At 63.6% G+C, this 24,242-nt stretch carries 20 protein-coding genes and 1 pseudogene; 13 read left to right on the top strand and 8 right to left on the bottom strand.

Features of this window, described 5'->3' with window-relative positions:
• Together AC097L_RS18580 and gfa are read left to right on the top strand one after the other, a co-directional pair.
• Nucleotides 1-119: pseudogene (locus AC097L_RS18580) on the top strand (S-(hydroxymethyl)glutathione dehydrogenase); the annotation flags it as partial.
• A 58-nt stretch (nucleotides 120-177) separates the two neighbouring features.
• A complete protein-coding gene (gene gfa, locus AC097L_RS18575; protein WP_479588162.1) occupies nucleotides 178-747 on the top strand; it encodes an S-(hydroxymethyl)glutathione synthase in 570 nt (189 codons plus the stop codon).
• Nucleotides 748-762: 15 nt separating this feature from the next.
• Here the strand turns inward: gfa and AC097L_RS18570 are convergent, their stop codons facing one another.
• From AC097L_RS18570 to ssuD, 8 genes are all read right to left on the bottom strand, one after another.
• Nucleotides 763-1,761, bottom strand: a complete 999-nt coding sequence (locus tag AC097L_RS18570) for a GlxA family transcriptional regulator (RefSeq protein ID WP_479588160.1) — start codon at nucleotides 1,759-1,761, stop codon at nucleotides 763-765.
• A gap of 216 nt (nucleotides 1,762-1,977) precedes the next feature.
• Nucleotides 1,978-3,630, bottom strand: coding sequence for a methyl-accepting chemotaxis protein (locus tag AC097L_RS18565; protein WP_479588157.1), 1,653 nt, complete (start codon nucleotides 3,628-3,630; stop codon nucleotides 1,978-1,980).
• Between the two features lie 234 nt (nucleotides 3,631-3,864).
• The gene (locus tag AC097L_RS18560; protein WP_479588154.1) at nucleotides 3,865-5,058 is read right to left on the bottom strand and encodes an ABC transporter ATP-binding protein; all 1,194 of its coding nucleotides are present in this window, start codon (nucleotides 5,056-5,058) and stop codon (nucleotides 3,865-3,867) included.
• 7 nt (nucleotides 5,059-5,065) lie between these two features.
• The gene (locus AC097L_RS18555) at nucleotides 5,066-5,953 is read right to left on the bottom strand and encodes a carbohydrate ABC transporter permease (RefSeq protein WP_479588151.1); all 888 of its coding nucleotides are present in this window, start codon (nucleotides 5,951-5,953) and stop codon (nucleotides 5,066-5,068) included.
• A 32-nt stretch (nucleotides 5,954-5,985) separates the two neighbouring features.
• Nucleotides 5,986-6,891: a carbohydrate ABC transporter permease gene (locus AC097L_RS18550; RefSeq protein WP_479588149.1), complete on the bottom strand. Its 906-nt coding sequence runs from the start codon at nucleotides 6,889-6,891 to the stop codon at nucleotides 5,986-5,988.
• A gap of 4 nt (nucleotides 6,892-6,895) precedes the next feature.
• Nucleotides 6,896-8,260: an ABC transporter substrate-binding protein gene (locus AC097L_RS18545; RefSeq protein ID WP_479588145.1), complete on the bottom strand. Its 1,365-nt coding sequence runs from the start codon at nucleotides 8,258-8,260 to the stop codon at nucleotides 6,896-6,898.
• A gap of 258 nt (nucleotides 8,261-8,518) precedes the next feature.
• Entirely contained in the window at nucleotides 8,519-9,700 is a 1,182-nt protein-coding gene (locus AC097L_RS18540) for an acyl-CoA dehydrogenase family protein (RefSeq protein WP_479588143.1), read from the bottom strand.
• Entirely contained in the window at nucleotides 9,697-10,860 is a 1,164-nt protein-coding gene (ssuD, locus tag AC097L_RS18535) for an FMNH2-dependent alkanesulfonate monooxygenase (protein WP_479588140.1), read from the bottom strand. Before ssuD ends, AC097L_RS18540 begins: the two co-directional genes overlap by 4 nt.
• 310 nt (nucleotides 10,861-11,170) lie before the next feature.
• Here ssuD and AC097L_RS18530 point away from each other — a divergent pair, with 310 nt between their 5' ends.
• From AC097L_RS18530 to odhB, 11 genes are all read left to right on the top strand, one after another.
• The gene (locus AC097L_RS18530; protein WP_479588181.1) at nucleotides 11,171-12,358 is read left to right on the top strand and encodes an acyl-CoA dehydrogenase family protein; all 1,188 of its coding nucleotides are present in this window, start codon (nucleotides 11,171-11,173) and stop codon (nucleotides 12,356-12,358) included.
• Nucleotides 12,355-13,476 carry a sigma-54 interaction domain-containing protein gene (locus tag AC097L_RS18525; RefSeq protein ID WP_479588137.1) on the top strand — a complete coding sequence of 374 codons (1,122 nt, stop codon included), beginning with the start codon at nucleotides 12,355-12,357 and terminating at the stop codon, nucleotides 13,474-13,476. Before AC097L_RS18530 ends, AC097L_RS18525 begins: the two co-directional genes overlap by 4 nt.
• A 148-nt stretch (nucleotides 13,477-13,624) precedes the next feature.
• Complete coding sequence (locus AC097L_RS18520; RefSeq protein WP_479588133.1) at nucleotides 13,625-14,098, top strand: rhodanese-like domain-containing protein; 474 nt, start codon at nucleotides 13,625-13,627, stop codon at nucleotides 14,096-14,098.
• Nucleotides 14,098-15,024 (top strand): serine O-acetyltransferase EpsC, encoded by a 927-nt coding sequence (gene epsC / locus AC097L_RS18515; RefSeq protein ID WP_479588129.1) that lies wholly within the window; start codon nucleotides 14,098-14,100, stop codon nucleotides 15,022-15,024. Before AC097L_RS18520 ends, epsC begins: the two co-directional genes overlap by 1 nt.
• On the top strand, nucleotides 15,021-15,290 hold the full coding sequence (locus AC097L_RS18510; RefSeq protein ID WP_479588125.1) for a helix-turn-helix domain-containing protein: 270 nt from the start codon (nucleotides 15,021-15,023) through the stop codon (nucleotides 15,288-15,290). The genes epsC and AC097L_RS18510 overlap by 4 nt, the downstream gene beginning before the upstream one ends.
• A gap of 125 nt (nucleotides 15,291-15,415) precedes the next feature.
• Nucleotides 15,416-16,339, top strand: a complete 924-nt coding sequence (locus tag AC097L_RS18505) for a family 2A encapsulin nanocompartment shell protein (RefSeq protein WP_479588123.1) — start codon at nucleotides 15,416-15,418, stop codon at nucleotides 16,337-16,339.
• Nucleotides 16,340-16,342: 3 nt separating this feature from the next.
• Complete coding sequence (locus AC097L_RS18500) at nucleotides 16,343-18,223, top strand: family 2A encapsulin nanocompartment cargo protein cysteine desulfurase (RefSeq protein ID WP_479588120.1); 1,881 nt, start codon at nucleotides 16,343-16,345, stop codon at nucleotides 18,221-18,223.
• 179 nt (nucleotides 18,224-18,402) lie between these two features.
• Nucleotides 18,403-18,966: an RBBP9/YdeN family alpha/beta hydrolase gene (locus AC097L_RS18495; protein WP_479588117.1), complete on the top strand. Its 564-nt coding sequence runs from the start codon at nucleotides 18,403-18,405 to the stop codon at nucleotides 18,964-18,966.
• 29 nt (nucleotides 18,967-18,995) lie between these two features.
• Entirely contained in the window at nucleotides 18,996-19,595 is a 600-nt protein-coding gene (locus AC097L_RS18490; RefSeq protein WP_479588114.1) for an isochorismatase family protein, read from the top strand.
• Nucleotides 19,596-19,875: 280 nt separating this feature from the next.
• Nucleotides 19,876-22,755 carry a 2-oxoglutarate dehydrogenase E1 component gene (locus tag AC097L_RS18485; RefSeq protein ID WP_479588112.1) on the top strand — a complete coding sequence of 960 codons (2,880 nt, stop codon included), beginning with the start codon at nucleotides 19,876-19,878 and terminating at the stop codon, nucleotides 22,753-22,755.
• An 83-nt stretch (nucleotides 22,756-22,838) separates the two neighbouring features.
• Nucleotides 22,839-24,116, top strand: a complete 1,278-nt coding sequence (gene odhB / locus AC097L_RS18480) for a 2-oxoglutarate dehydrogenase complex dihydrolipoyllysine-residue succinyltransferase (protein ID WP_479588109.1) — start codon at nucleotides 22,839-22,841, stop codon at nucleotides 24,114-24,116.
• Nucleotides 24,117-24,242: the final 126 nt, after the last annotated feature.

Raw genomic sequence — 24,242 nt, 5'->3', positions numbered from 1 at the left:
TGGAGGGCAAGATCAGCATCGACCCGCTGATCACCCACACCATGCCGCTGGAAGATATCAACAAGGGGTTTGAGTTGATGAAGCGTGGTGAATCTATCCGCGGCGTGGTGCTGTTCTAACCCCCGTCAGAAGTCAGCGGTGCGCGGCCGTTCCGTGCGAACTTTCAGGAGACACAAAATGACCCTCTTAGCATTGCACCCGGCCATCGGCCAGAGCAAAAAGCCCGGCGCCCCGGGTTTTACTGGCGGCACGCTGACCTGCCACTGCAGCCACGACCCGGTGGTGGTGAAGGTGGATGCCCAGGTGGCGCACAACCACGCGTGTGGCTGCAGCAAATGCTGGAAACCGGCGAATGCGCTGTTTTCCATCGTCGGTGTGGTATCGCGCGACAAAGTGCACGTCACATCGCGTCCGGAAAAGCTGCACATCGTGGATGCCAGCGCCGCCATCCAGCGCCATGCCTGTAAGGCTTGCGGCGTGCACCTGTTTGGCCGCATTGAAAACAAGGACCACGCCTTCTACGGGCTGGATTTTATCCACACCGAGTTGTCCCAAGATGAAGGATGGACCGGTCCGGAGTTTGCCGCCTTTGTGTCGTCCATCATCGAAACCGGCACCCCGCCGGAGCAGATGGCGGACATCCGCAAAGAGCTGCACGGCGTGGGGCTGGAAACTTACGACTGCCTGTCGCCTACCTTGATGGATGCGCTGGCCACGCAAGTCGTCAAGCTGCGCAAAGCCACGTAAAGCGGCTTAAAAGCTTTAAGGCCGCGACCCGCCAAAGCGCTCCCGGTACGCCTGCGGCCCCACGCCCAGGCGCTTCTGGAACAGTTTGCGCAGCGATTGCTCGGACGCAAAACCCACCCGCCCGGCGATCGACTTCAGCGGCAGGTCGCCTTCTTCCAGCAGGCGGCGGCCGGCTTCCAGGCGGGCTGATTCAATAAACTGCAGCGGGCTGCTGCCTACTTCTTTGGCAAACACGCGGCGAAAGTTGCGCTCGCTCATGGCTGCGCGGCCGGCCAGCAGGGCCACGTCCAGCGGCAGTGACAGGTGGGACAGCACCCAGTCCTGGATGGCGCGGATGCTGGGGTGGCTGGTATTCTGGCTGGTCAGGTGCACACTGAACTGCGACTGCCCGCCGGGGCGCTTCAGGTACACCACCAGGTCGCGCGCCACCTGCAGCGCCAGGCCGCGGCCAAAATCTTCTTCCACCAAGGCCAGTGCCAGGTCGATACCGGCGGTGACCCCGGCCGATGTCCACAGGCGGCCCGAACGCAAATAGATCGCGTCGGCCTGCACCTGCACCGCCGGAAACTTCTCGCGCAGCAGGGCGGCCACGCTCCAGTGGGTGGTGGCGGGCAGGCCGTCCAGCACGCCCGCTGCCGCCAGAAAAAAGCTGCCCGAGCACAGGGCCACCAACCGTTCAATCCGGGGTGCCACGGCCGCCGCCCAGTCCACGATAGGCCGGTGCGCCGCCAGCGCCTGCTCGATCTGTCGGGCCCCCACGATGATGGCCGTATGCGGCAAGTCGTTCGCATCCACTCCGCGGGCCGCCTGCAGCAGCATGTGCGTATCCGACGCCACGGGGCCTGCCACCACGGACACGATGTTCAGCTGGTAGCCCACCGACCGCCCTTCCTGTACCAGGTGCAGATTGGCGTACTCGAACACGCTCATTGCGCCTATCGCCTCGATCGCTTTGAAGCCGGTGTAAACGACTATGTCGACACGGCGGGGAGCTTGTTTTTCTAGGGTTTTCATGGGGCCAGGGGGCACGACTGTGGGCGGGTGCCCATTGTCGGTCAACCCACGAAGGATGGGCACATTGCTTAGCCGCGCTCCAGAGTCCACGCCAATTGTCCCCTGCTGCCCAGGGCGTCATTCGTGGCCAGAATCCTTCTCACCCGCAGCGAACACCGCTGCTCTATCAAGCTGCGAAGGAAGCTACTGTGGTGTTGCGCGCTTGATGGAAGCGGTTCACACCTTAGCCCGCAGGGGCAGCTTAAGTGCGTGGGCAACCGGTACGACTTTGCCAGCGGATGCAAGCGTGTGGGACCGCACAGCGGCGATGGGCAGATGCCCATCCGCCGCCAGTTTGAAAACGGCTACCACTTGCACCAGCTCTTGCGACTGGGACCGCAAGCTGGAGGCGGCAGCGGCCATCTGCTCTACCAGTGCCGCGTTCTGCTGCGTGGCCTGGTCCATATGCGCGACGGCCTCGCCCACCTGCGAGACACCCTCGCTTTGCTCACTGCTGGCGGTCGATATTTCCCCCATGATGTCGGTCACCCGTCGAATGGAGTCGACCACTTCGGTCATGGTGCTGCCAGCTTGGTCAACCAAAGCCGTGCCTTGCTCTACCCGCTCCACGCTGGCCGATATCAGGTTTTTGATTTCCTTGGCGGCTTCTGCGCTGCGCCCAGCGAGTGAACGCACCTCGGAGGCGACCACAGCAAAGCCGCGGCCCTGTTCTCCGGCCCGCGCAGCTTCGACAGCCGCATTCAATGCCAGGATATTAGTCTGGAAGGCGATGCCATCAATGACACTGATGATGTCGGATATCTTGCGACTGGATTCGTTGATGCCCTTCATGGTCTCGACTACCTGGCCAACGACTTGCCCACCCCTGATCGCAACGGTGGACGCATTCATCGCGAGCTGGTTGGCCTGGCGGGCGCTATCGGCGTTTTGTTTGACGGTTGACCCCAGTTGCTCCATGCTGCCAGAGGTTTCTTGCAGCGTACTGGCCTGCTGCTCGGTACGTTCGGATAGATCGTGGTTGGCTTCTGCAATTTCGGCGCTGGCGGTGGCAACACCTTCGGAGCCCTGGCGAACATGGGCGACAACCTGGGCCAGATTGATGCGCATGCGTTCCATCGCATGCAGCAATTGGGCGGTTTCGTCCTTGCCCTCCACCGTGATGGAAAATCTTAAATCGCCCTGGGTGAACCCATCGGCTGCCAAGACCGCAAAACCTAGTGGGCGGGTAATCGACCGGGTGAGTAGCACCGCCAACAAGATGCCTAGCGCAATGGCTAGCGCACCCAGCAGCGTGAGGTATACCTTGCCCGAGGAAGAATGCTCGGCAATCGCTGCGTTCATGCCGTCAATGCCTTTACGCTGGTAATCCAGCATATTCCGCAATGCGTTGGCATAGGCCGGAGCTGCGATCGCAAATTGCGTGTCATAAATGCGATTTGCCTCATCGGCGTTGCCGGCCCGCTTAGCTGCCATCATGGGATCGCGCGCTCCCAAGTAGGCAGCCCGCGCGGTGTTAAATTGGTCTAGCAGTTGCTGCTCGCCCGCGGTCTTCGGGAGTTCCGCGAGAGCCTTGACGATTTCATTGCCGCGCGCGGTGGAGGCTTTCACCTCGTCGCTAAACAGGGCTTCCAATCCGGGCCCCTCGCTTTTCGCGATGGCCTTGCTGCGGGTCACCCCGGCGGCCACGTTACGCAATTGTTCTTCCAGCAGACGCTCTTTGGCCAAGGGGACAGCCATCATTTCTTTGACGGAGTCCGAGGTACTGTCTAGCCGCCAAATGCTGACCAGAAGCATGAGCGCCAGTAACAGCAACATCACTACAAAACTGGCTCCAAGTCGAGTTCCAACACGCAGGTTGCTTAGCTTCATGAAATCTCCTCTCGCCCGCTTATGGGGCATCCATGGTCGGGGCGTAGTATGGCACTTCCTGGCGGCGCTGAAGCATTTCTTAACATCGGTTTGGCATCGCGATTACAGCATGCAGTTTCACCTGGGTCAGGGGCTCAACCGTCTGGCCTACCGCAGTTGGTTAGGCTCTGAACCGGCTTCCGCGGTGAACTACCGTGTACTGTGAAATTTACTATGCTTTTTATAGCTGAAAGCCTAGGTAATACTTGCGCTAGTATCCATTTTCATGCAGATATTTTCAGTGATGCCGTATTGCAGTGACGCCGTATCTTGATAAGGGCTGGGGTTGCCCAGCGCGGGCCAGCGCAGGCCGCTGCGCGGGTCGAACAGGCGGGTGCGTTCCACGTCCCAGGTCAGGGTGACTTCGTCGCCCGTTTGGGCGAAGTAGCGGCCGGCCAGGCGGGCCAGCCAGGGCGTTGGGTCGTCCGCCCCGACCACGTGGCCATACAGCTCGGTGGCAGCGCCCAGGTGGTCCAGGCTGTGCACGCGCAGGCGCAGCCGGGGCACGTCCACCGGCAGGGGGGTGTCGCCGGTCCACAGCAGCAGGTGTTCGGGCCGCACGCCCAGGCGTACGGCGGCGCCTTCCAGGCCGGTGTGGCCGGGCGGCGCGGGCAGCAGCAGGCCACGGCCCAGGGCCAGGCTGTGGCGGGACCAGCGGGCGTCTAACATATTCATCGGCGGTGAGCCGATGAAGCGGGCGACGAAGGCGTTGGCGGGGTGGTCGTACAGCGCCAGCGGGTTGCCCACCTGTTCGATACGGCCCGCCCGCAGCACCACGATGCGGTCGGCCATGGTCATGGCTTCTTCCTGGTCGTGGGTCACGTAGACGGTGGTGGTGCCCAGCTGGCGCTGCAGGGTGCGGATCTCGGCGCGCATCTGCACGCGCAACTGGGCGTCCAGATTGGACAGCGGTTCGTCGAACAAAAATGCTACCGGCTCGCGCACCATGGCCCGGCCCATGGCCACGCGCTGGCGCTGGCCGCCGGAGAGCTGGCGCGGGTAGCGTTCCAGGTAGTCGTCCAGGTGCAGCACGGCGGCGGCCTTGGCGATGCGCTCCTGGATTTGCGCTTCGGGCGCGCGTTGTTCGCGCAGGCCGAAGGCCATGTTGTTGCGCACCGTCATGTGCGGGTACAGGGCATAGCTTTGGAACACCATGGCCAGCTTGCGCTGCTGGGGCGGCAGGTGGTCTACCGGCTGGCCGTCAAAGGCAATGCTGCCGCCGTCGATGCGCTCCAGCCCGGCCAGGGCGCGCAGCAGGGTGGACTTGCCGCAGCCGGAAGGGCCGACCAGCACCACAAATTCGCCCTCGGGAATGTGCAGGTCGATGCCGTGCAGCACGGCGGTGTCGCCATAGGCCTTGTGCAGGCCGGTGATGTGGATGTTTGCCATAGGGTGTTTAGCGACCGGCACCGGCGCTGAGGCCGCCGACCAAGTGTTTTTGAAAAGCCAGGGCCAGCAGGTAGACCGGCGCAATGCCGACCAGCGATGCCGCCGCCATCTGGCCAAAATGGACCACGCGCTCGCCCTGGAACAGCGAGATGGCGACGGTGATGCTGCGCAGGTCGGGTCGGCTGTTCAGCACCGAGGCCAGCAAGAATTCGTTGTACGACAGGATCAGGCAGACCAGCGCGGTAGACATCAGGCCCGGCCACAGCAGGGGCAGGTTGATGCGCCACAGGGTCTTCCAGTAGCCCACGCCGTCCAGCCAGGCGGCCTCGTCCAGCGCCAGCGGTATCTGCTTGAAGAAGCTGCGCAGCAGCCAGAAGGCCACCGGGACGTTCATCAGCCCGTGCACCAAGCCCAGGCCGACCAGGCTGTTGTTCAGTCCCAGCCAGCGCAGCAGAAAGAACAGCGGCAGCAGGGCCACCACCGGCGGCGCCACGTAGCTGGACAGCAGCGCCCCGGCCAACCAGCGCCCGCGCTGCAGCTTGACCACGGCGTACACCGCAGGCACGGCAATGGCCAGGGTGATGGCCACGCTGAGCACGGCCACCTCCAGCGAATTCAGCAGGTGCAGGTGCAGCGGGGCGATCTCGAACACCTTGGTCCAGTTGGCCAGGGTGGGGTGCAGCGGCAGGAACTGGCCGGACAGCACCTCGTCTCGGGTTTTGAACGATGTGGCGGCCAGAAAGGCAATGGGCAGCATGAAGAACACCAGCACTGCAGCCATTGCCGCCCACAGCCTAGCGCGCCGTGGCGGCAAGGGAATGCGCAGCTGGTGCAGGCGCACTGGCCAATACCATAGCGGCAACGGGGAGGTGGGTGCATTGGGCAGATAGAACATGGGGCTCCAATAAGAGGTGTCTTGAACAGGCTTCAGCCAGTGCGGCGTTCTACCCATTGCAGGGTTTTCAGGATCGGCCAGGTGACGGCGGCTACCGCCAGCGAGAACACCAGGGTCTGCGCCGCCGCCGCGCCGATGTCGAAGTTCTGCAGGCCGGTCTTCCATACTTCGTAGCTGGCCAGCGTGGTGGCGCTACCGGGGCCACCGGCGGTGAGGATGTAGACCAGGTCGAAGGTCTTGAGCGACATCACCACCCGCAGCAAAAAGATGCCCAGCAGGGCCGGTGCCAGCAGCGGCAGGGTGATCTTCAAAAAGGTGCCGCGCGGGCTGGCACCGTCCAGCGCGGCGGCTTCGAATACGTCTGCAGGCAGGGTTTGCAGCGCGGCAAAGCACAGAATCACCACAAACGGCAGCCATTGCCAGGTATCGGCCAGCATCACCGCAGGCAGGGCCCAGAAGTTGGAGCCCAGTAGCGACACCGGCTCGCTCAGCACCCCCAGGCGCAGCAGCGTGCCGTTTAGCAGGCCGCCTGCCGGGGCCAGCAGCAGCTTCCAGGCCACGCCCACCAGCACCGGTGGGGTCATCAGCGGCAGCAGCACCAGGCTGCGCACAAACTGGCCCTGGCGCAGCGCTTGCAGCAGCAAGGCGATCAGCAGGCCCAGGCTGAGCTGGATAAAGCTGGCGGGCAGTGCGTAGAGCACGGTGCGCAGCAGGGTGGAGGCAAACGTGCCGTCGCGCCATAGCGCCTCAAAGTTGGCCGTGCCGCTCCAGGCAGCCAGCGGCTGGCCCAGCGTGGAGCGGGTGAAGGCCAGCGCCAGGGTGTACAGCGCGGGCACGACGGACACCACCAGCAGCCCGAAGCTGCCGGGGGTCAGCATCCACAGCGGCGCGGTGCGCGCCAGGCGGGAGTGGATGTGGTGCAAGCGCAGTGCGGCCATGGGTTTATGCCTTCAGCAGTTGTTCCCAGCGGGCCTGGGCAGCAGCCAGTGCGTCACGCGGCTTCTTTTTGCCGGACACGATCAAGGCCAGTTGCTCGGTCAGCGCATCCATCAGCTGGGGGCTTTGGGCTTGCAGCGGCCAGGCCAGGGCGTTGCCGATGGTGGCCTGGATTTCGGCCTGCAGCGCGGGTGCGGCCTTGCCATACACCGGGCTGTTGAGCACCGATGTGCGGTTTGGGTCGATGCCGCTGCCGGGCAGCACGTCTTGCTTGAGCGACACGTCCTTGCTGGTGGCCCATTTGATGAACTCCCAGGCCAGCTCGGTTTTTTGGGTGCCGGTGGTGATGCCCAGGCCGAAGCCTGCATTCAGGGCGGCCCGTGGCGTAGTGTTTTTGCCGCCCACAGGCATGGCCACCAGCGCCCATTTGTCGACGATCTTGGACGACTGCGGGTCTTGCGCGGTGACACCCAGGTCGGTCCAGAAGTCGAGCATGGCGGCCTTGCCCGACAGAAAGGCGGGCAGCGCGTGTTCGAACGCGGTCTCAGCCGGGGTGGGCAGGGCGTAGGGCACGATGCGCAGCAGCTCTTCGGCCGCACCAATCGCCTCGGGCGACGTCAGCGCGGGCTTGCCGTCGGGGGTGAAGAAGTTACCGCCAAAGCCAGCCAGGCGGTTGGCAAATGACGAGCCCACGATTACCGGGATCTTGAAGCCCTGCACTGCGGCGCCAAAGATGCCGTTGGCGGATTCCTTTTGGGTGATGAGTTTGGCGGCTTGGTAATAGTCCTCCCAGGTTTTGGGTGCGCTCAGCTGGTGCCGGGCAAAGATTTCTGTGTTGTAAAACAGTACATGGGTATCGCCGTCGTAAGGCAGGCCCCAGCGGCGGCCGTTGCGCAGGGTGTAGGTGTCGTACAGCGAGGGCAAGAAGTCGGCGGGCTCGATCTGCGCCTTGTCGCGCTCAATCCATTCGGTCACGTCCACCACTACTTTGTCGGATACCAGCGCACCCAGCGTATGGTAAAAATAATCGATCACGTCGAACTGGTGGGCGCCGGACTGCACGTCCAGCGTGGCCTGGGCGTGCAACTGGTCGTAAGGCACGGGGGTGATGGTGACCTTGGCACCCGTCAGCGCCTCGAAGTCTTCGGCCAGCAGCTTGCCCGCCACGGCGTGGGGTTGGTTGAACAGCAGGTTCAGCGACTGGCCTGCATATTTTTTGCCGCTGGGAGTGGCCGCGGGGACCGGTGCGGACACGGCCGGTGTTCGCGCGGGTTCTTTGCCGCAGGCGGCGAGCATGCTGGCAGCGCCCAGGGCGGAAGCCGTGCCCAGAAAGTGGCGGCGGTTGAAGCGGGAAGAGTCAAATGGAAGCATGGTGGTCTCGTAGTGGTGGTGTCTATATGCCATCTGCACAGAAGCATCGGTAAATTTGCGGCGCATTGCATATATGCGAATGGCATGCCAGACAGCTTTTCTTTGTGAATCAAAGACTTACGTGTTTTTTGGGGGTTTTGGGTTGCTGTGCCTGCAGCATGCTGCGGACAGATTGCTGCCAAACAAGCAGCGCGTTAAAGACACAGCGGGCCCACAGCTTTCGCTGTGGGCCCGCTGGGTTGGACAGGGTGCGGAGAGTCAGGAATAGAAGCTGGGCTTGGGAGTAGCATCGTTCAACGCCCATTCCCCCAGCTCGCGCACCTTGTAGTCCACCGGGTCGTGCAGGGTGTGCACCCGCAGGTTGCGCCAGTAGCGGTCTAGCCGCAGTGCGGCGGTGGTGGCGCGCGCGCCGGTCACTTCGAACATCCGGTGCACGACATCCAGGCTGGCGCGGGTGGTGGCTACCTTGGCGGCCGCCACGGCGATGGCGACCGTGCCGCGCTCGGCTTCGGTCAGTGCCATGCCGCGCGCCCAGGCCTGGTCGAAGGCGCTGGCGGCGTGGGCCAGCAGCAGGCGTGCGCCCTCCAGCGCCAGCCAGAAGTCGCCGTAGTGCGCAAGAACGTACGGGTCCTGCTGGGCGGTGGCGGCGGTGGATGCAGTCCAGGGGCGGCCTTGCTGCAGGGTGAACTGGCGGGCCTCGGCCAGCGCGCCTTCGCCCAGGCCTTGGTAGATGTGGGCCAGAATCAGCTGCGCCAGCAGCGGACGCAGGCAGGCAAACGGGGAGGACAGTGGGCCGGGGTCGGCCAGCAGTTCGTCTGCGCCCACCTGCACCTGGTCAAACACCACGCTGCCGCTGTCGGTCTGGCGTTGGCCCATGTTGTCCCAGTCGTTTAGCACCGTGATGCCCGGGCGGGCGGTGGGCACCACGCTGATCAGTAGCTTGCCGGCGGGGTCAATAGCCGAGGCCAGCAGCATGTCGGAGTCGCTGGCACCCGAGCAAAAACTTTTGCGGCCGCTGAAGATATAGCCGCCATCGGCCTGGGGCAACGCATGGGTGGATTTGTCCAGCGGGTTCAGGGCATTGCCCCAGAACCAGCGCTGCGCCAGGGTCTGCTCAACCCAGGGCTGCCACTGCGCGGGCTGGCCAAACAGCTGGGTGGTGGCCAGCAGCAGATGGTGGAAGGCGAACAGATGGGCAACCGCGCTGTCCACACGTGCGAACTGGCGCACCACCTCCAGGGTCTGTTGCCAGTTGGCGCCCAACCCGCCCAGTGCTGCTGGAATGCTTAAGCCGAGCAGGCCGCTGGCGCGTATCACATCGCGCTCCAGCTTGGCGGTGCCACCACGCTGGTCACGCTCTACCGCGGTGGCGGCCAGGCTGCGCTGAACGCTGGCGACCGCGCTGTGCCAGTCTCCGATTTCCGATGGGAAGTGCTTCATACGTGTGCGGCCTTGCGTGGGGTGGTGGCGGCATTTTGCGGCAAGATGTCGTTGGCCACCATTTCACCAAAGGGCCCGGTCAGGTTGGCCACACCGGCGGAGCGGACATGGTCCAGCGGCAGCAGCGGAAACAGCAGTTCGGCCACGCGGTAGGACTCCTCCAGGTGCGGGTAGCCCGAGAAGATAAAAGTGTCGATGCCCAAGGCTGCGTACTCCTGGATGCGCGCCGCCACCTCTTCGGCGCTGCCTACCAATGCGGTCCCCGCGCCACCGCGCACCAGGCCGACACCGGCCCAGAGGTTGGGCGACACCTCCAGCTTGTCGCGGCGGCCGCCGTGCAAGGCGGCCATGCGCTGTTGGCCCACCGAGTCAAAGCGCGAAAAGGCTTTTTGCGCGGCGGCAATGGTCTCGTCGGTGACGAACGAGATGAGTTCGTCGGCGGCGCGCCAGGCGGCCTCGCTGGTTTCGCGCACGATCACATGCAGGCGGATGCCAAAGCGCAGCGTGCGCCCGTGCACAGCGGCGGCAGCGCGCGCCTTGGCGATCTTGTCGGCCACATCGGCCGGAGGTTCGCCCCAGGTGAGGTACACGTCGACCTGTTCGCCCGCCAGTGCAATCGCTGCATCGGAGGAGCCGCCAAACCATAGCGGCGGGTACGGTTTCTGCACCGGGGGATACAGGGTTTTGGCGTTCTCCACGCGCAGGTGCTTGCCGCTGAAGTTGACGGTTTCACCGGCGGCCACACCGCGCCAGATGCGCAGGAATTCATCGGTCACTTCGTAGCGCTCGGCATGGGTCAGAAAGCTGCCATCGCCATGCTGTTCGTCCGGGTCGCCACCGGTCACCACGTTGATCAGCAGGCGGCCATTGGAGAAGCGGTCCAGCGTGGCAGCCTGGCGCGCCGACACGGTGGGCGAGATGATGCCGGGGCGAATCGCCACCAGAAACTTGAGCCGTTCGGTCCAGCTGGCCAGCGACGATGCCACCACCCAGGAGTCTTCACAAGATCGGCCGGTGGGAATCAAAACCCCCTCGTAGCCCAGCTCGTCGGCCGCCTGCGCCACCTGTCGCAGATAGTGGTGGCTGACGGTGCGCGCACCGTGCGCTGTGCCCAGGTAGCGGCTGTCGCCATGGGTGGGGAGAAACCAGAAAATCTGCATGGCGGGCCTTTGGTGAGATGTCGCTTGCGGGGAAGTGAATGCCACGGATCAGCAGTAAGCATGCCAGTGCGGCTTACCCTGGCAGCCGGGCTACCGGTGCCGTTTTCTGCTGCCACAGCAGCAGTGCACCACCAGTGTTGCTGGCGTTGACACAGCCCCAGTGCCGGGCTGCTGCTACAGACGCAATCCGCCTATCCATATCTGAATTGCGTGCTTCGTCCTGGGCCTAAAACCACCAGAATCTGCTGGATACGCAGCAACCCAAGGCCCGCCCGTGAGTACCGTTTTGATAGAAGCCCATACGCCTGCCATCGCAGAGGAGGCAGGCCAGAAAAAGCCGACATCCCCTCGCCAATTGGCGCAGGACCTGGCCGCCAACTTTGCGGCCACGGCGGTCGAGCGCGACGAGCGCGGCGGCACGCCCAAGGCTGAGCGCGATGCCTTGCGCGCCAGCGGCCTGCTGGCCTTGAGCATCCCCACAGAATTTGGAGGCTTGGGGGCCACCTGGCGCGAAACCTTGGACATCGTGCGGCTGCTGGCGCAGGCCGATAGTTCGCTGGCCCACGTGTTTGGTTTCCACCACCTGATGCTGGCAACGGTGCGCCTGTTTGCCCAACCGCAGCAATGGCAACCCTGGTTTGAGCAGACTGCCCGCCGCCGCTGGTTCTGGGGCAATGCGCTGAATCCGCTGGACGACCGCACCCTGTGCAGCGCACACGGCCCGTGGCGTGAATTTACCGGCCAGAAGAGTTTTTGCTCTGGCGCGCTGGATTCTGAGATGCTGATTGCCTCTGCACGCGAGGTGAGCAGCGGCGCTTTGCTGGTAGCCGCTGTGCCCACTGGGCGCTCTGGCATTGCGGTGTCGCCCGACTGGAACAACATCGGCCAGCGCCAGACCGACAGTGGCAGCGTTACTTTTGAAAAGGTGCGTGTCGAACAGCACGAAATTTTGGCCGACCCCGGCCCCTTGTCCACGCCGTTTGCCTGTCTGCGGCCCTTGGTGTCCCAGCTGGTGCTGGCCAATGTCTACCTGGGCATTGCCGAAGCGGCCTTCAACGATGCCCGCTACTACACCCTGCATGAAGCCCGGCCCTGGCACGCTGCCAAGGTCGCGCAGATGACAGACGACCCTTATGTGCTGGGCCACTACGGCGACTTCTGGGTGGGGCTGGAGGGCGTGCGCGTGCTGGCCGACCGCGCCGCCGACCGCCTGGATGTCGCCTGGCTGCGGGGTGCCGCGTTGACCGAAAAAGAACGCGGCGAGACGGCGTTGGCGGTGGCCACAGCCAAGGTAGCCGCTATCCATACCGGGCTGGATATCTGTACCCGCATGTTCGATGTGGCCGGTGCCCGCGCCACCCACGGCGGCCTGCGGCTGGACCGCCATTGGCGCAACCTGCGCACCCACACCCTGCACGACCCGGTGGCCTACAAGCTGCGCGAGATCGGCGAATGGGCTCTGAAACAGCAATACCCCGTACCGAGCTTTTACTCATGAATACCCAGTCAAGCTACCTGCACACACCGGACGTTTTTGAACCCGCAGACCGGCTTTGGGAGCCGCCACACCTGCTGACCTTGCCCGATCCGCGCAAGCTCACCACCTCCATCCGCGCTACCGCCCAGGTGTTTGAAGACCCGCGCTCGGTGGCCCTGCTGGAGCGCATCCGCATGGTGGCCCCCAGCGATGCCAGCGTGCTCATCATGGGTGAAACCGGCACCGGCAAGGAACTGATTGCGCGCCATGTGCACGACCTCAGCCACCGGCGTGGCCGCCCGTTTGTGGCCGTGAACTGCGGAGCATTTTCAGAGACCCTGGTAGAGAGCGAGTTGTTCGGCCACGAGAAGGGCGCGTTCACCGGGGCCTTTACCGCCAAGACCGGCTGGTTTGAGGCGGCCAATGGCGGCACCTTGTTTCTGGACGAGATTGGTGACCTGCCGTTGTCCATCCAGGTCAAGCTGTTGCGCGTGCTGCAGGAGCGTGAGGTGGTGCGCCTGGGCTCGCGCAAGAGCGTGCCGATTGATGTGCGGGTGGTGGCCGCCACCAATGTGCGGCTGCAGGATGCAGTCGCCGCCGGGCACTTCCGCGAAGATTTGTTTTACCGCCTGCACGTGGTGCATCTGGCGCTGCCCACGCTGCGCGACCGACCGGGCGACATCCTGCCGCTGGCCCGCCATTTCATCGAGGAATACCGAGGGCGCCTGGGCTATGGCCCGGTGCGGCTGGACGGGGAGGCCGAACGCAAGCTGCGCGAACACAGCTGGCCGGGCAATATCCGTGAGCTGGAGAACGTGATCCACCACGCGCTGCTGATTTGCCGGCACGATGTGCTGGGTGCTGGCGATCTGCACTTGTCTGCCATGCAAATCCAGCGCCGCCCGACCGATGCCGAAGCGGCGCAGAGCACACCCCAGCAGGCGCTGGAAGCAGCCTTGCACGGCCTGTTCAATGGGTCGCACGACAGCCTTTTTGACAGCATCGAAGACACCGTGGTGCGGGCGGCCTTTGACTTTTGCCACCGCAACCAGGTCCAGGCCGCCAAGCTGCTGGGCATTAGCCGCAACATCCTGCGCGCCCGTTTGATCAAAAGCCGGGAGATTTCTGCGCTGAAATAAAGAAAATCGGCACTTGATAGATGATTTTGTTGTTTAGAACTGATTTTTAAGTAGTTTGTGATGCGTGTCTACCGTCCTAAAGTGGCCACACACCGACTCCTGCACGCTTGTGCGCAGGGGCCTGGTACACCCCACCACAGGAGTTTCCATGCCATCCGCCACCGCTGAACTGACCAGCCTGCCCCCCGAACTGGAATCCGCCCGTGCGGTCGCTCTGTCTACCAATTTGCCCTATGCGGGCGGTGTCACGCCGGTAGTTGCCTGGCGTTTGTCTGAATCCGGTGCGGCGCAATTGGTCGACGTGCGCACTGCGGAAGAGCGCAAGTTTGTCGGCCACGTGCCCGGCAGCGCCCACGTAGCCTGGGCCACCGGCACCAGCATGACGCGCAACCCCCGCTTCGCCCGCGAGCTGGAAGCCAAGGTTGGCGGCAAAGAAGCGGTGGTCTTGTTGTTGTGCCGCAGCGGCAAGCGCTCGGCGCTGGCGGCCGAAGCGGCGGCCAAAGCCGGCTTGACGCGCGTTTTCAACGTGCTCGAAGGCTTTGAAGGCGAGATCGACGGCCAGCAGCACCGCGGCGGCGCGGATGGCTGGCGCTTCCACAGCCTGCCATGGGTGCAAGACTGATGGCTGCGCCGGTTTTTGACGTAGCGCACATCGTGCAGGCCCTGCACGGCGTGCGAGCCGAGTGGCGCGCGGCGCAAGGGCGTTCCACCGAGCCCGGTGGCCGTGAATTTCCGTCGCGCAACGCGCTGGCGGGCATTGTCGAATCGCTCAAAGGCGTGCTGTTTCCCATGCGCCTGGGTCCGGTGGACCTGCGCCAGGAAAGCGAAGATTTTTATGTGGGCTACACGCTGGACGCGGCCCTGCACGGACTGCTGGCCCAGGTGCGGCTGGAGCTGCGCCTGGTGGAGGACGTGCCAGTCGGCACCCAGCCGACCCAGGTGGTGCAGCAGTTTGCCCAGGCCTTGCCTGGCATCCGCCGCCTGCTCGACAGTGATGTGCTGGCCGCCTTTCACGGCGACCCAGCGGCCCGCAGCGTGGACGAGGTGCTGCTGTGCTACCCCGGCATTTTGGCCATGCTGCACCACCGGCTGGCCCACCAGCTGTACCGCCAGGGCCTGCCGCTGCTGGCGCGCATCGTGGCCGAGCTGGCGCACAGCGCCACCGGTATCGACATCCACCCCGGTGCCAGCATCGGCCCGGGCTTTTTCATCGACCACGGCACAGGCGTAGTGATCGGCGAAACCGCGCGCATCGGCCAGCGGGTGCGCATCTACCAAAACGTCACGCTGGGGGCCAAGCGCTTCAGCACCGATGCCCAGGGCCATCTGGAAAAAGGCCAGCCACGCCACCCGATCGTGGAAGACGACGTGGTCATCTACGCCGGGGCCACTGTGCTGGGCCGGGTGACGCTGGGGCAGGGCGCCAGCATCGGCGGCAATGTGTGGCTGACCCACGATGTGGCACCGGGGGCCCATGTGACCCAGGCCACGTCACGCCAGGAGCCTCGGCCTGCCGCATCCATACCGTCGGAACCGGTCTCTGCATGAGTGCGATTGTGGAGAGCCTGGGCGTGGTGGTACGCCAGTTGCGCGAAGCCCAGGGCTGGTCGCAGGAGCAACTGGCCGAGCACTCCGACTTGAACCGTTCTTATGTTGGCGAAATCGAGCGCGGGCGGGCCATTGCGTCCATCGTCACCGCCGACAAGCTGGCCCGCGCGCTGGGGGTTTCGCTGTCGGCGTTGCTGGCGCATTGCGACCAGATCGCCCAGCGGCGCACGGCCCAACGCATCCATTTGGCGGCTATAGCATGTTGAAAGATGCCTCCAGCCACCAGACACTGCAGGCCGTTCTGACATCTTGAACGCGGCGCGCCAAGTTCCATCGGTTGCGCGCCGCCCCCATCCTTTTTCTTTTCTTTTTTAATCCCAGGAAGTTTTCCATGAGCAGCCAAATCACAACCCTCGGCGACAGCGCCGCACGCCAGTTAGCCAACGCGACCAAGACCGCGCCCCAGCTGGAAACCATTTCGCCCCGCTGGCTCACGCATTTGCTGCAGTGGGTGCCGGTAGAAGCGGGCATCTACCGCCTGAATAAGGTGAAGAACCCCGAGTCTATCAAGGTCACCTGCACCGCCCGCCAGACCGAGAACCAGCTGCCCCGGACCTTTGTGGACTATGAAGAGCAGCCACGCGAGTTCTTCTTGAATGCCGTCAGCACCATCCTCGACGTGCACACCCGCATCTCCGATCTGTACAGCAGCCCGCACGACCAGATCAAGGAGCAACTGCGCCTGACTATCGAGACCATCAAGGAAAACCAGGAAAGCGAGCTGATCAACAACCCCGACTACGGTCTGCTGTCGCAAGTCACCGACGCACAACGCATCTTCCCGCTGACCGGCGCACCCACGCCCGACGACCTGGACGAGCTGCTGACCAAGGTCTGGAAAGAGCCCGCTTTCTTCCTGGCGCACCCGCTGGCCATTGCCGCCTTTGGCCGCGAAGCCACCCGCCGTGGTACGCCACCGCCCACCGTGAGCCTGTTTGGTTCGCAGTTCATCACCTGGCGCGGTGTGCCGTTGATCCCCTCGGACAAAGTGCCGGTGGCCGACGGCAAGAGCAAGATCTTGCTGCTGCGCGTGGGCGACAAGCGCCAGGGCGTGGTCGGCCTGTTCCAGCCCGGCCTGCCCGGTGAGCAAGCGCCCGGCCTGTCGGTGCGCTTCATGGCTATCAACGACCAGGCGATTGCCTCCTACCTGATTTCGCTGTACTGCTCGCTGGCGGTGCTGACCACCGACGCGCTGGCCGTGCTGGACGACGTGGAAATCGGCAAATACCACGACTACGCCGACACCTACAAGTAAGCCATGCCCAACATCCCACAACCCAACTTGCCAGCGGGCTTGCCCGACCCGGCGGCGTTGGCGGCCATGGCTAGCGCGCTGTTCCAGGCCCTGCCTGGTTCGGCAGCGCCGGGGGCCCAGTTCCCGGCCAACATCGCGCCGCCGGGTTCGCCGCTGTCCAGCCCCGCGGGCTTTGGCCCCAGCGTACCTGGTACGCCGATTCCGCAGGGTCAGATTCCGGGCACGAATCTGCTGCCGTCGTCGCCCAGCCAGGTGCTGAACCTGGGCAACCGTGCTCCGTCGCTGCTGCCCGAGGCCCAGGCCGGTAACGGTGTGCCCGACAAGGCGCTTAGTGCCGTGCCGGGTTACGACCCACGCGTGGGCGGTGTGCTGCAAGGCGTGCCGGAAGCCGCCAGCGCGGGCTCGCCGTTCTACTTTGTGGCGGAAAAGCTGGGGCCACCGCAGGGCGCACCTTCCAGCCTAGATGCCCTGAGCAGCCAGCCGTTCCAGCCACCGGCTGTGCCCGTGGCCAGTGTCCCCAAGGCCCCGCCCACACCGCAAAGCACGCCCGCGTTCTACTTTGTGGATGCGGTCACGCTGCCGAATGGCTATGTGACACCCGCTACGCCCGGCGCACGCCCGTCTGCTGATGCGGTACCCGCCTACCAAGGCGGAGCCCATCCCGCGTTCGACGTGCACGCCGTGCGCCGCGACTTCCCCATCTTGCAGGAGCGGGTAAAGGGCAAGCAGCTGGTGTGGTTCGACAATGCCGCCACCACGCACAAGCCGCAATCGGTGATCGACCGCATCGCTTACTTCTACGCGCACGAGAACTCCAACATCCACCGCGCAGCCCATGACCTGGCCGCCCGCGCCACCGATGCCTACGAAGGTGCGCGGGAGCGGGTGAAAAAGTTCATCAATGCGCCGGATGTGAACGAGGTGATCTTTGTGCGCGGCACCACCGAGGCCATCAATCTGGTGGCCAAAAGCTGGGGCGGCCAGCACGTGGGCGAGGGCGACGAGATCATCGTCAGCCACCTGGAGCACCACGCCAACATCGTGCCCTGGCAGCAGCTCGCCGCCGCCAAAGGTGCCAAGCTGCGCGTGATCCCAGTGGACGACAGCGGCCAGGTGCTGCTCGACGAATACCGCAAGCTGCTCAACGACCGCACCAAGATCGTGGCCGTGACGCAGGTCTCCAATGCCCTGGGCACCGTGGTGCCAGTGAAAGAGATCGTGGAGCTGGCCCACCGTGCCGGTGCCAAGGCCCTGGTCGATGGCGCGCAGTCCATCTCGCACATGCGGGTGGATGTGCAAGACATCGGGGCCGACTTCTTCGTCTTCTCGGGCCACAAGGTCTTTGGCCCCACCGGTATCGGCGTGGTTTGGGGCAAGCGCGAGGTGCTGGAAGACATGCCCCCGTGGCAGGGCGGCGGCAACATGATTGCCGACGTGACCTTCGAGAAAACCGTGTTCCAGCCCATCCCGAACAAGTTCGAGGCGGGCACCGGCAACATCGCCGACGCGGTAGGCCTGGGCGCGGCCATAGACTACGTGAACAAGGTGGGCATCGAGAACATCGCCCGTTACGAGCACGAGCTGGTGGTTTACGGCATGAAGGCACTGGGTGCGATTCCGGGTGTACGTCTGATTGGCACCGCCAAGGACAAGGCTAGCGTGATGTCTTTTGTGCTGGCCGGCTACAGCACCGAAGAAGTCGGCAAGGCGCTGAACGAAGAAGGCATTGCGGTGCGCACCGGCCACCACTGCGCCCAACCCATCCTGCGCCGCATGGGCGTGGAAACCACCGTGCGCCCCTCGCTGGCGTTCTACAACACCTTTGCCGAGATCGACCTGATGGTGGCGGTGGTGAAGCGATTGGCATCTGCACGGCGGAACTGAAGTAAGGGCTGGTACTATCAAATTAAGAGCTGCTAGCGTAGGTGTTATCTGCGCTAGCAGCTCTTTTTTTATAAATTTTCGCATGGCTGGCATAGACTTTTTAGCTGTTAGCTCATGCGCATAAACAAACCACGATTCCGTCGTTTGAATCTGCAGGCATCTTGCCCACAATCCGGGCCATGACAACGCCCCGCATTCTCATCATCCCCGGCTGGCGCAATTCGGGTCCTGGCCATTGGCAAAGCCTGTGGGCCGAACAGTTTGACGGGGTGGAGCGGGTGGACCAAGACGACTGGATCACCCCTTCCCGCGCCGCCTGGACCCGCTCCATCACCCAGGCCATCCTGGCCCGCCCCGGACCGGTGGTGGTGGTGGCGCACAGCCTGGGCTGCATAGCCACCACGCATTTGCCGCCCGAGGCGGTGGAGCGCATCCAGGGGGCTTTGCTGGTGGCCCCGGCCGACCCGGAGCGCCGGGCGGTGCTGAGCGACTTCGCGCCCGTGCCCTACGCCCGGTTGCCGTACCGCAGCGTGCTGGTGGCCAGTAGCAACGACCCGTATTGCCCGGTGCGGCTGGCCGGAGCCTACGCGCGCGCCTGGGGTAGCGAGCTGGTGCGCATGCTGGACGCCGGGCACATCAATATTGCGTCGGGCCATGGCGACTGGCCGCTGGGGCTGGCTTTGCTAACTTCATTGACGGGGCAGGCCCTGCAGCCCAAGGAGGCGTTGGCAACTGCGGTTTAATTGGGGGCTGCTATGTCCTTAGGAATCCCATGTTGCTCGACGCCTCCGAATCCCAGCTGGTGCTGGTCGATTACCAAACCCGCCTGCTGCCCGCCATCTTTGACAGCGCCGCTGTTGTTGCCAATGCGCTGCGCTTGGTTCAAGCCGCCGATTTGCTGGACGTGCCGGCCTGGGGCACCGAGCAAAACCCGTCCAAGCTGGGTGAGAACCCGCCCGAGCTGCGCGCCCTGTGCCGCAACACACTGAGCAAGATGCAGTTCAGCGGCGTGGAAGAGGGCCTGGGCGAATGGCTGCGCCCGCCCGCCAAACCGGTGCAGGGCAATGCCCGCAGCCTGCCCAAGCATCTGCAAAAGTCCAGCGCCGGGGAAGAGCGCAACACCATCGTTATTGCGGGCCTGGAGGCCCACATCTGCCTGCTGCAGACCGCACTCGATTTGCTGGAAGACGAGTTCGAGGTCTGGGTGGTCACCGATGCCTGCAGCTCGCGCACCGAGCGCAACCGCGACGCGGCGTTTGACCGCCTGGCCGGGGCGGGTGCCGAGCTGGTGACCACCGAGATGGTGCTGTTCGAGTGGCTGCGCACCGCCGAACATGCTGATTTCAAGGCCATCCAGGCTTTGGTGAAGTAAGTTCAAGCGTTGTTTCAGCGGCACCACACGCAGATTTAAATAAAAACAGGCTCCAGCGCATATTCCACCTGCGCTGGTTGCTATCAAAACGATAACGTTTACCTGTTCTTTGCCTGTAACTCGGCGGCTCCCACGCGCAATGGGGTGATAATCCGCACCGAACTAGGCCCTTCCTGCCACAGTCGCATCCGCCAACCGGTCCAGCCGTGTCGCGGAAGGTTAATTAAACCCAGCTTTAACCAGCTTATGTTTCCTGCAGGGAAACGGAGGTCAGCGGAATATGAGTGATCCAGTGTCTTCGGTGTACAGCGCCTACCAGGGCAACACCTATCTCTTCGGCGGCAATGCGCCCTATGTCGAAGAGCTTTACGAAAACTATCTTGAAAATCCCGGCAGCGTGCCCGACAACTGGCGCGACTACTTTGACGCACTCCAGAACGTGCCCGCCGTCGACGGCAGCAATGCCAAGGACGTAGCCCACCTGCCGGTGGTCAATGCTTTTGCCGAACGCGCCAAGCAAGGCCAGACCAAGGTGGTGGTCGCCAGCGCCGACTCTGAAATGGGCCGCAAGCGTACCGCCGTGCAGCAGCTGATTGCCGCCTACCGCAACGTCGGTGTGCGCTGGGCCGATCTGGACCCGCTCAAACGTACCGAGCGCGAAAACATCCCTGAGCTGGACCCCGCGTTCTACGGCTTCACCGATGCCGACCAGGAAACCGTGTTCAACACCAGCAACACGTTCTTCGGCAAAGAAACCATGTCGCTGCGTGACCTGATGAACGCTTTGCGTGAAACCTACTGCGGCACCATTGGCGCCGAGTACATGTACACCAGCGACCAGGGCAAGAAGCGCTGGTGGCAACAAAAGCTGGAAAGCATTCGCAGCAAACCCAATTTCTCCAAAGAGAAAAAGCTCCACATCCTGGACCGCATCACAGCCGCCGAAGGCCTGGAGCGCTTCCTGCATACCAAATTTGTCGGCCAAAAGCGCTTCTCGCTCGAAGGCGGCGAAAGCTTTATCGCCTCGATGGACGAACTGATCCAGACCGGCGGCACCAAGGGCCTGCAAGAAATCGTCATCGGCATGGCCCACCGGGGCCGCCTGAACGTGCTGGTCAACTCGCTGGGCAAAGTGCCTGCCGACCTGTTCGCCGAATTCGACCACACCGCTCCCGAAGACCTGCCTTCTGGCGACGTGAAATACCACCAGGGCTTCAGCTCGGACGTGTCCACCCCTGGCGGCCCGGTGCATTTGACGCTGGCCTTCAACCCCTCGCACCTGGAAATCGTCAACCCCGTGGTCGAAGGCTCGGTGCGTTCGCGCATGGACCGTCGCGCCGACCCGCTGGGCAAGCAAGTGCTGCCCGTGCTGGTGCACGGCGACGCGGCCTTTGCCGGCCAAGGCGTGGTGATGGAAACCCTGGCGTTGGCCGAAACCCGTGGCTACTTCACGGGCGGTACGGTGCACATCGTCATCAACAACCAGATCGGCTTCACCACCAGCGACCCGCGCGACAGCCGCTCCACGCTGTACTGCTCCGACGTAGTCAAGATGATCGAAGCGCCGGTGCTGCACGTCAACGGTGACGACCCAGAAGCCGTGGTTTTGGCCACGCAAATCGCGCTGGACTATCGCATGGAGTTCCAACGCGACGTGGTGGTGGATATCATCTGCTTCCGCAAACTCGGCCACAACGAGCAAGACACGCCGGCCATGACCCAGCCGCTGATGTACCGCAAGATTGCCAAGCACCCCGGCACCCGCAAGCTGTACGCCGACAAGCTAACCGCCCAGGGACTGGGCGAGACACTGGGCGACGACATGGTCAAGGCCATGCGCGCCGCACTCGATGCCGGTATCAACACCTTCAACCCGGTCATCACCAACTTCAAAAGCAAGTACGCGGTCGATTGGTCGCCGTACCTGAACCGCAAGTGGACCGACGCGGGCGACACCGCTATCCCACTGGCCGAGTGGAAGCGCCTGGCCGAGAAGATGACCGCCATTCCCGCCAACATCACCCCGCACCCGCTGGTGAAAAAGGTCTACGACGACCGCGCCGCGATGGGCCGGGGCGACATTCCGGTGGACTGGGGCATGGGCGAGCACATGGCTTTTGCGTCCCTGGTGGCCAGCGGCTACCCGGTGCGTTTGAGCGGTGAAGACTGCGGCCGTGGCACCTTTACCCACCGCCACGCTGTCATCCACGACCAGGACCGTGAAAAGTTCGATGAAGGCACCTACACCCCGTTGCAAAACGTGGCCGACGGCCAGGCACCGTTCACCGTGATCGACTCCATCCTGTCCGAAGAGGCAGTGCTGGCGTTTGAGTACGGCTACGCATCTAACGACCCGAACACGTTTGTGATCTGGGAAGCCCAGTTTGGCGATTTTGCCAACGGTGCCCAGGTCGTGATCGACCAGTTCATAGCTTCCGGCGAGGTCAAGTGGGGCCGCGTCAACGGCATCACCCTGATGCTGCCGCATGGCTACGAAGGCCAGGGCCCCGAGCACAGCTCGGCCCGCCTGGAGCGCTTCATGCAACTGAGCGCCGACACCAATATGCAAGTGGTGCAGCCCACCACCGCCAGCCAGATCTTCCACCTGTTGCGCCGCCAGATGGTGCGCAACCTGCGCAAGCCGCTGGTCATCATGACGCCCAAGTCGCTGCTGCGCGCCAAGGATGCGGCATCTCCCTTGAGCGAGTTCACCAAGGGAGTTTTCCAGACCGTCATTCCCGAGAACAAGGATGAGATCAACAAAAGGGCCGACAAGGTCAAGCGCATCGTCGCCTGCTCGGGCAAGGTCTACTACGACCTGGCCAAGAAGCGCGAAGAAAAGGGTGCGGACGACGTGGTGATTTTGCGCGTGGAGCAGCTCTACCCGTTCCCGCACAAGGCCTTTGCCGCCGAAGTCAAAAAGTACCCCAACGTGACGGAAATGGTTTGGTGCCAGGACGAGCCGCAGAACCAGGGTGCCTGGTTCTTTGTGCAGCATTACCTGCATGAAAACATGGTCGAAGGCCAGAAGCTGGGTTACTCGGGCCGCGCGGCCTCGGCATCGCCTGCAGCCGGTTATTCGCACCTGCACCAGGAGCAGCAGAAGTCGCTGGTAGACGGCGCCTTCGGCAAGCTCAAAGGCTTTGTCTTAACAAAGTAACCTAAAAAATAAATAGGCTGCATCCGCCACTGCACTGTGCTGCAGCGGCCGCGCCCCCCGTTGGAAGATTTGGAGAATATTAAATGGCTATCGTAGAAGTGAAGGTTCCGCAACTGTCCGAGTCCGTGGCCGAAGCCACCCTGCTGCAGTGGAAGAAAAAAGTGGGCGACGCCGTGGCCATCGACGAAATCTTGATTGAAGTCGAGACCGACAAAGTTGTGCTGGAAGTGCCCGCACCCGCTGCCGGTGTCATCACCGAGCTGCTGATGGGTGACGGCAGCACCGTGATGGCCGAGCAACTGATTGCCCGCATCGACACGGAAGCCAAAGCCGGTGCTGCGGCATCCGTGCCCGGCTCGGTAGCGGCTGCTGCGGCCACCGTGGCTGCGGCCACCGTGGCTGCGGCGACGGCACCGGCCCCCGCCCCTGCGGCGGCCAGCACCTCGATGGCCGGTGTGCCCATGCCCGCGGCCGCCAAGCTGATGGCCGACAACGCACTACCTGCCGGTTCGGTGGTGGGTTCCGGCAAAGATGGCCGCGTCACCAAGGGTGATGTGCTGGCCGCTGTGGCTGCCCCCAAAGTGACCGCTTCGGTGATCCCCACCGGCGTGCCGACCAAGTCGTTGGCCCAGGTGGCCACCGTCGCCCCGGACCTGGGCGACCGCCCCGAGCAGCGTGTACCTATGAGCCGCCTGCGTGCCCGCGTGGCCGAGCGTCTGCTGCAATCGCAATCCACCAACGCCATCCTGACCACGTTCAACGAGATCAACATGGCCCCGGTGATGGACATGCGCAAGCGTTTCCAGGAAAAGTTCGAGAAAGAACACGGCTGCAAGCTGGGCTTCATGAGCTTCTTCGTCAAGGCCGCCGTGCACGCACTGAAGAAGTTCCCGGTGCTGAACGCCAGTGTGGACGGCAACGACATCGTCTACCACGGCTACTTCGACATCGGTATCGCCGTGGGCAGCCCCCGTGGCCTGGTGGTGCCGATTCTGCGCAACGCCGACCAGATGAGCTTTGCCGACATCGAGAAGAAGATTGCCGAATTCGGCAAGAAGGCATCCGAAGGCAAGTTGGGCATGGACGACATGACCGGCGGCACCTTCTCCATCTCCAACGGTGGCACCTTCGGCTCCATGCTGTCCACGCCCATCATCAACCCACCACAATCGGCAATTTTGGGCATCCACGCCACAAAGGACCGCGCTGTGGTCGAAAACGGCCAGGTCGTGGTGCGCCCAATGAACTACTTCGCCATGAGTTATGACCACCGCATCATCGACGGCCGCGAAGCCGTGCTGGGCCTGGTGGCGATGAAAGAAGCGTTGGAAGATCCTGCACGCCTGTTGTTTGATATTTAAGGCTCACCCCCAGGCTGCAGCGCTGCGCGTCTTGCGCCAACCCCCTTGCAGGGGGCAACAGCAGCGGCCCGGCAGAGCCGGTTCCGCGCTGTTCTGGAAGGCTAGTCGTCACTGTGCGGCATGGCT

The organism is Rhodoferax sp. RT5P35 (genome assembly GCF_056521385.1).
This window is presented reverse-complemented; position numbering and strand designations above follow the sequence as displayed.

Excerpts from the sequence above, each read along its gene's own strand:
- AC097L_RS18545 (WP_479588145.1), bottom strand. The coding sequence starts at position 8,260 with ATGCTTCCATTTGACTCTTCCCGCTTCAACCGCCGCCACTTTCTGGGC.
- AC097L_RS18520 (WP_479588133.1), top strand. The coding sequence starts at position 13,625 with ATGCCATCCGCCACCGCTGAACTGACCAGCCTGCCCCCCGAACTGGAA.
- AC097L_RS18540 (WP_479588143.1), bottom strand. The coding sequence starts at position 9,700 with ATGAAGCACTTCCCATCGGAAATCGGAGACTGGCACAGCGCGGTCGCC.
- AC097L_RS18500 (WP_479588120.1), top strand. The coding sequence starts at position 16,343 with ATGCCCAACATCCCACAACCCAACTTGCCAGCGGGCTTGCCCGACCCG.
- AC097L_RS18525 (WP_479588137.1), top strand. The coding sequence starts at position 12,355 with ATGAATACCCAGTCAAGCTACCTGCACACACCGGACGTTTTTGAACCC.
- AC097L_RS18485 (WP_479588112.1), top strand. The coding sequence starts at position 19,876 with ATGAGTGATCCAGTGTCTTCGGTGTACAGCGCCTACCAGGGCAACACC.
- epsC (WP_479588129.1), top strand. The coding sequence starts at position 14,098 with ATGGCTGCGCCGGTTTTTGACGTAGCGCACATCGTGCAGGCCCTGCAC.
- AC097L_RS18490 (WP_479588114.1), top strand. The coding sequence starts at position 18,996 with ATGTTGCTCGACGCCTCCGAATCCCAGCTGGTGCTGGTCGATTACCAA.
- AC097L_RS18510 (WP_479588125.1), top strand. The coding sequence starts at position 15,021 with ATGAGTGCGATTGTGGAGAGCCTGGGCGTGGTGGTACGCCAGTTGCGC.
- AC097L_RS18570 (WP_479588160.1), bottom strand. The coding sequence starts at position 1,761 with ATGAAAACCCTAGAAAAACAAGCTCCCCGCCGTGTCGACATAGTCGTT.
- ssuD (WP_479588140.1), bottom strand. The coding sequence starts at position 10,860 with ATGCAGATTTTCTGGTTTCTCCCCACCCATGGCGACAGCCGCTACCTG.
- AC097L_RS18555 (WP_479588151.1), bottom strand. The coding sequence starts at position 5,953 with ATGTTCTATCTGCCCAATGCACCCACCTCCCCGTTGCCGCTATGGTAT.
- AC097L_RS18550 (WP_479588149.1), bottom strand. The coding sequence starts at position 6,891 with ATGGCCGCACTGCGCTTGCACCACATCCACTCCCGCCTGGCGCGCACC.
- gfa (WP_479588162.1), top strand. The coding sequence starts at position 178 with ATGACCCTCTTAGCATTGCACCCGGCCATCGGCCAGAGCAAAAAGCCC.
- AC097L_RS18560 (WP_479588154.1), bottom strand. The coding sequence starts at position 5,058 with ATGGCAAACATCCACATCACCGGCCTGCACAAGGCCTATGGCGACACC.
- AC097L_RS18495 (WP_479588117.1), top strand. The coding sequence starts at position 18,403 with ATGACAACGCCCCGCATTCTCATCATCCCCGGCTGGCGCAATTCGGGT.
- AC097L_RS18565 (WP_479588157.1), bottom strand. The coding sequence starts at position 3,630 with ATGAAGCTAAGCAACCTGCGTGTTGGAACTCGACTTGGAGCCAGTTTT.
- odhB (WP_479588109.1), top strand. The coding sequence starts at position 22,839 with ATGGCTATCGTAGAAGTGAAGGTTCCGCAACTGTCCGAGTCCGTGGCC.
- AC097L_RS18505 (WP_479588123.1), top strand. The coding sequence starts at position 15,416 with ATGAGCAGCCAAATCACAACCCTCGGCGACAGCGCCGCACGCCAGTTA.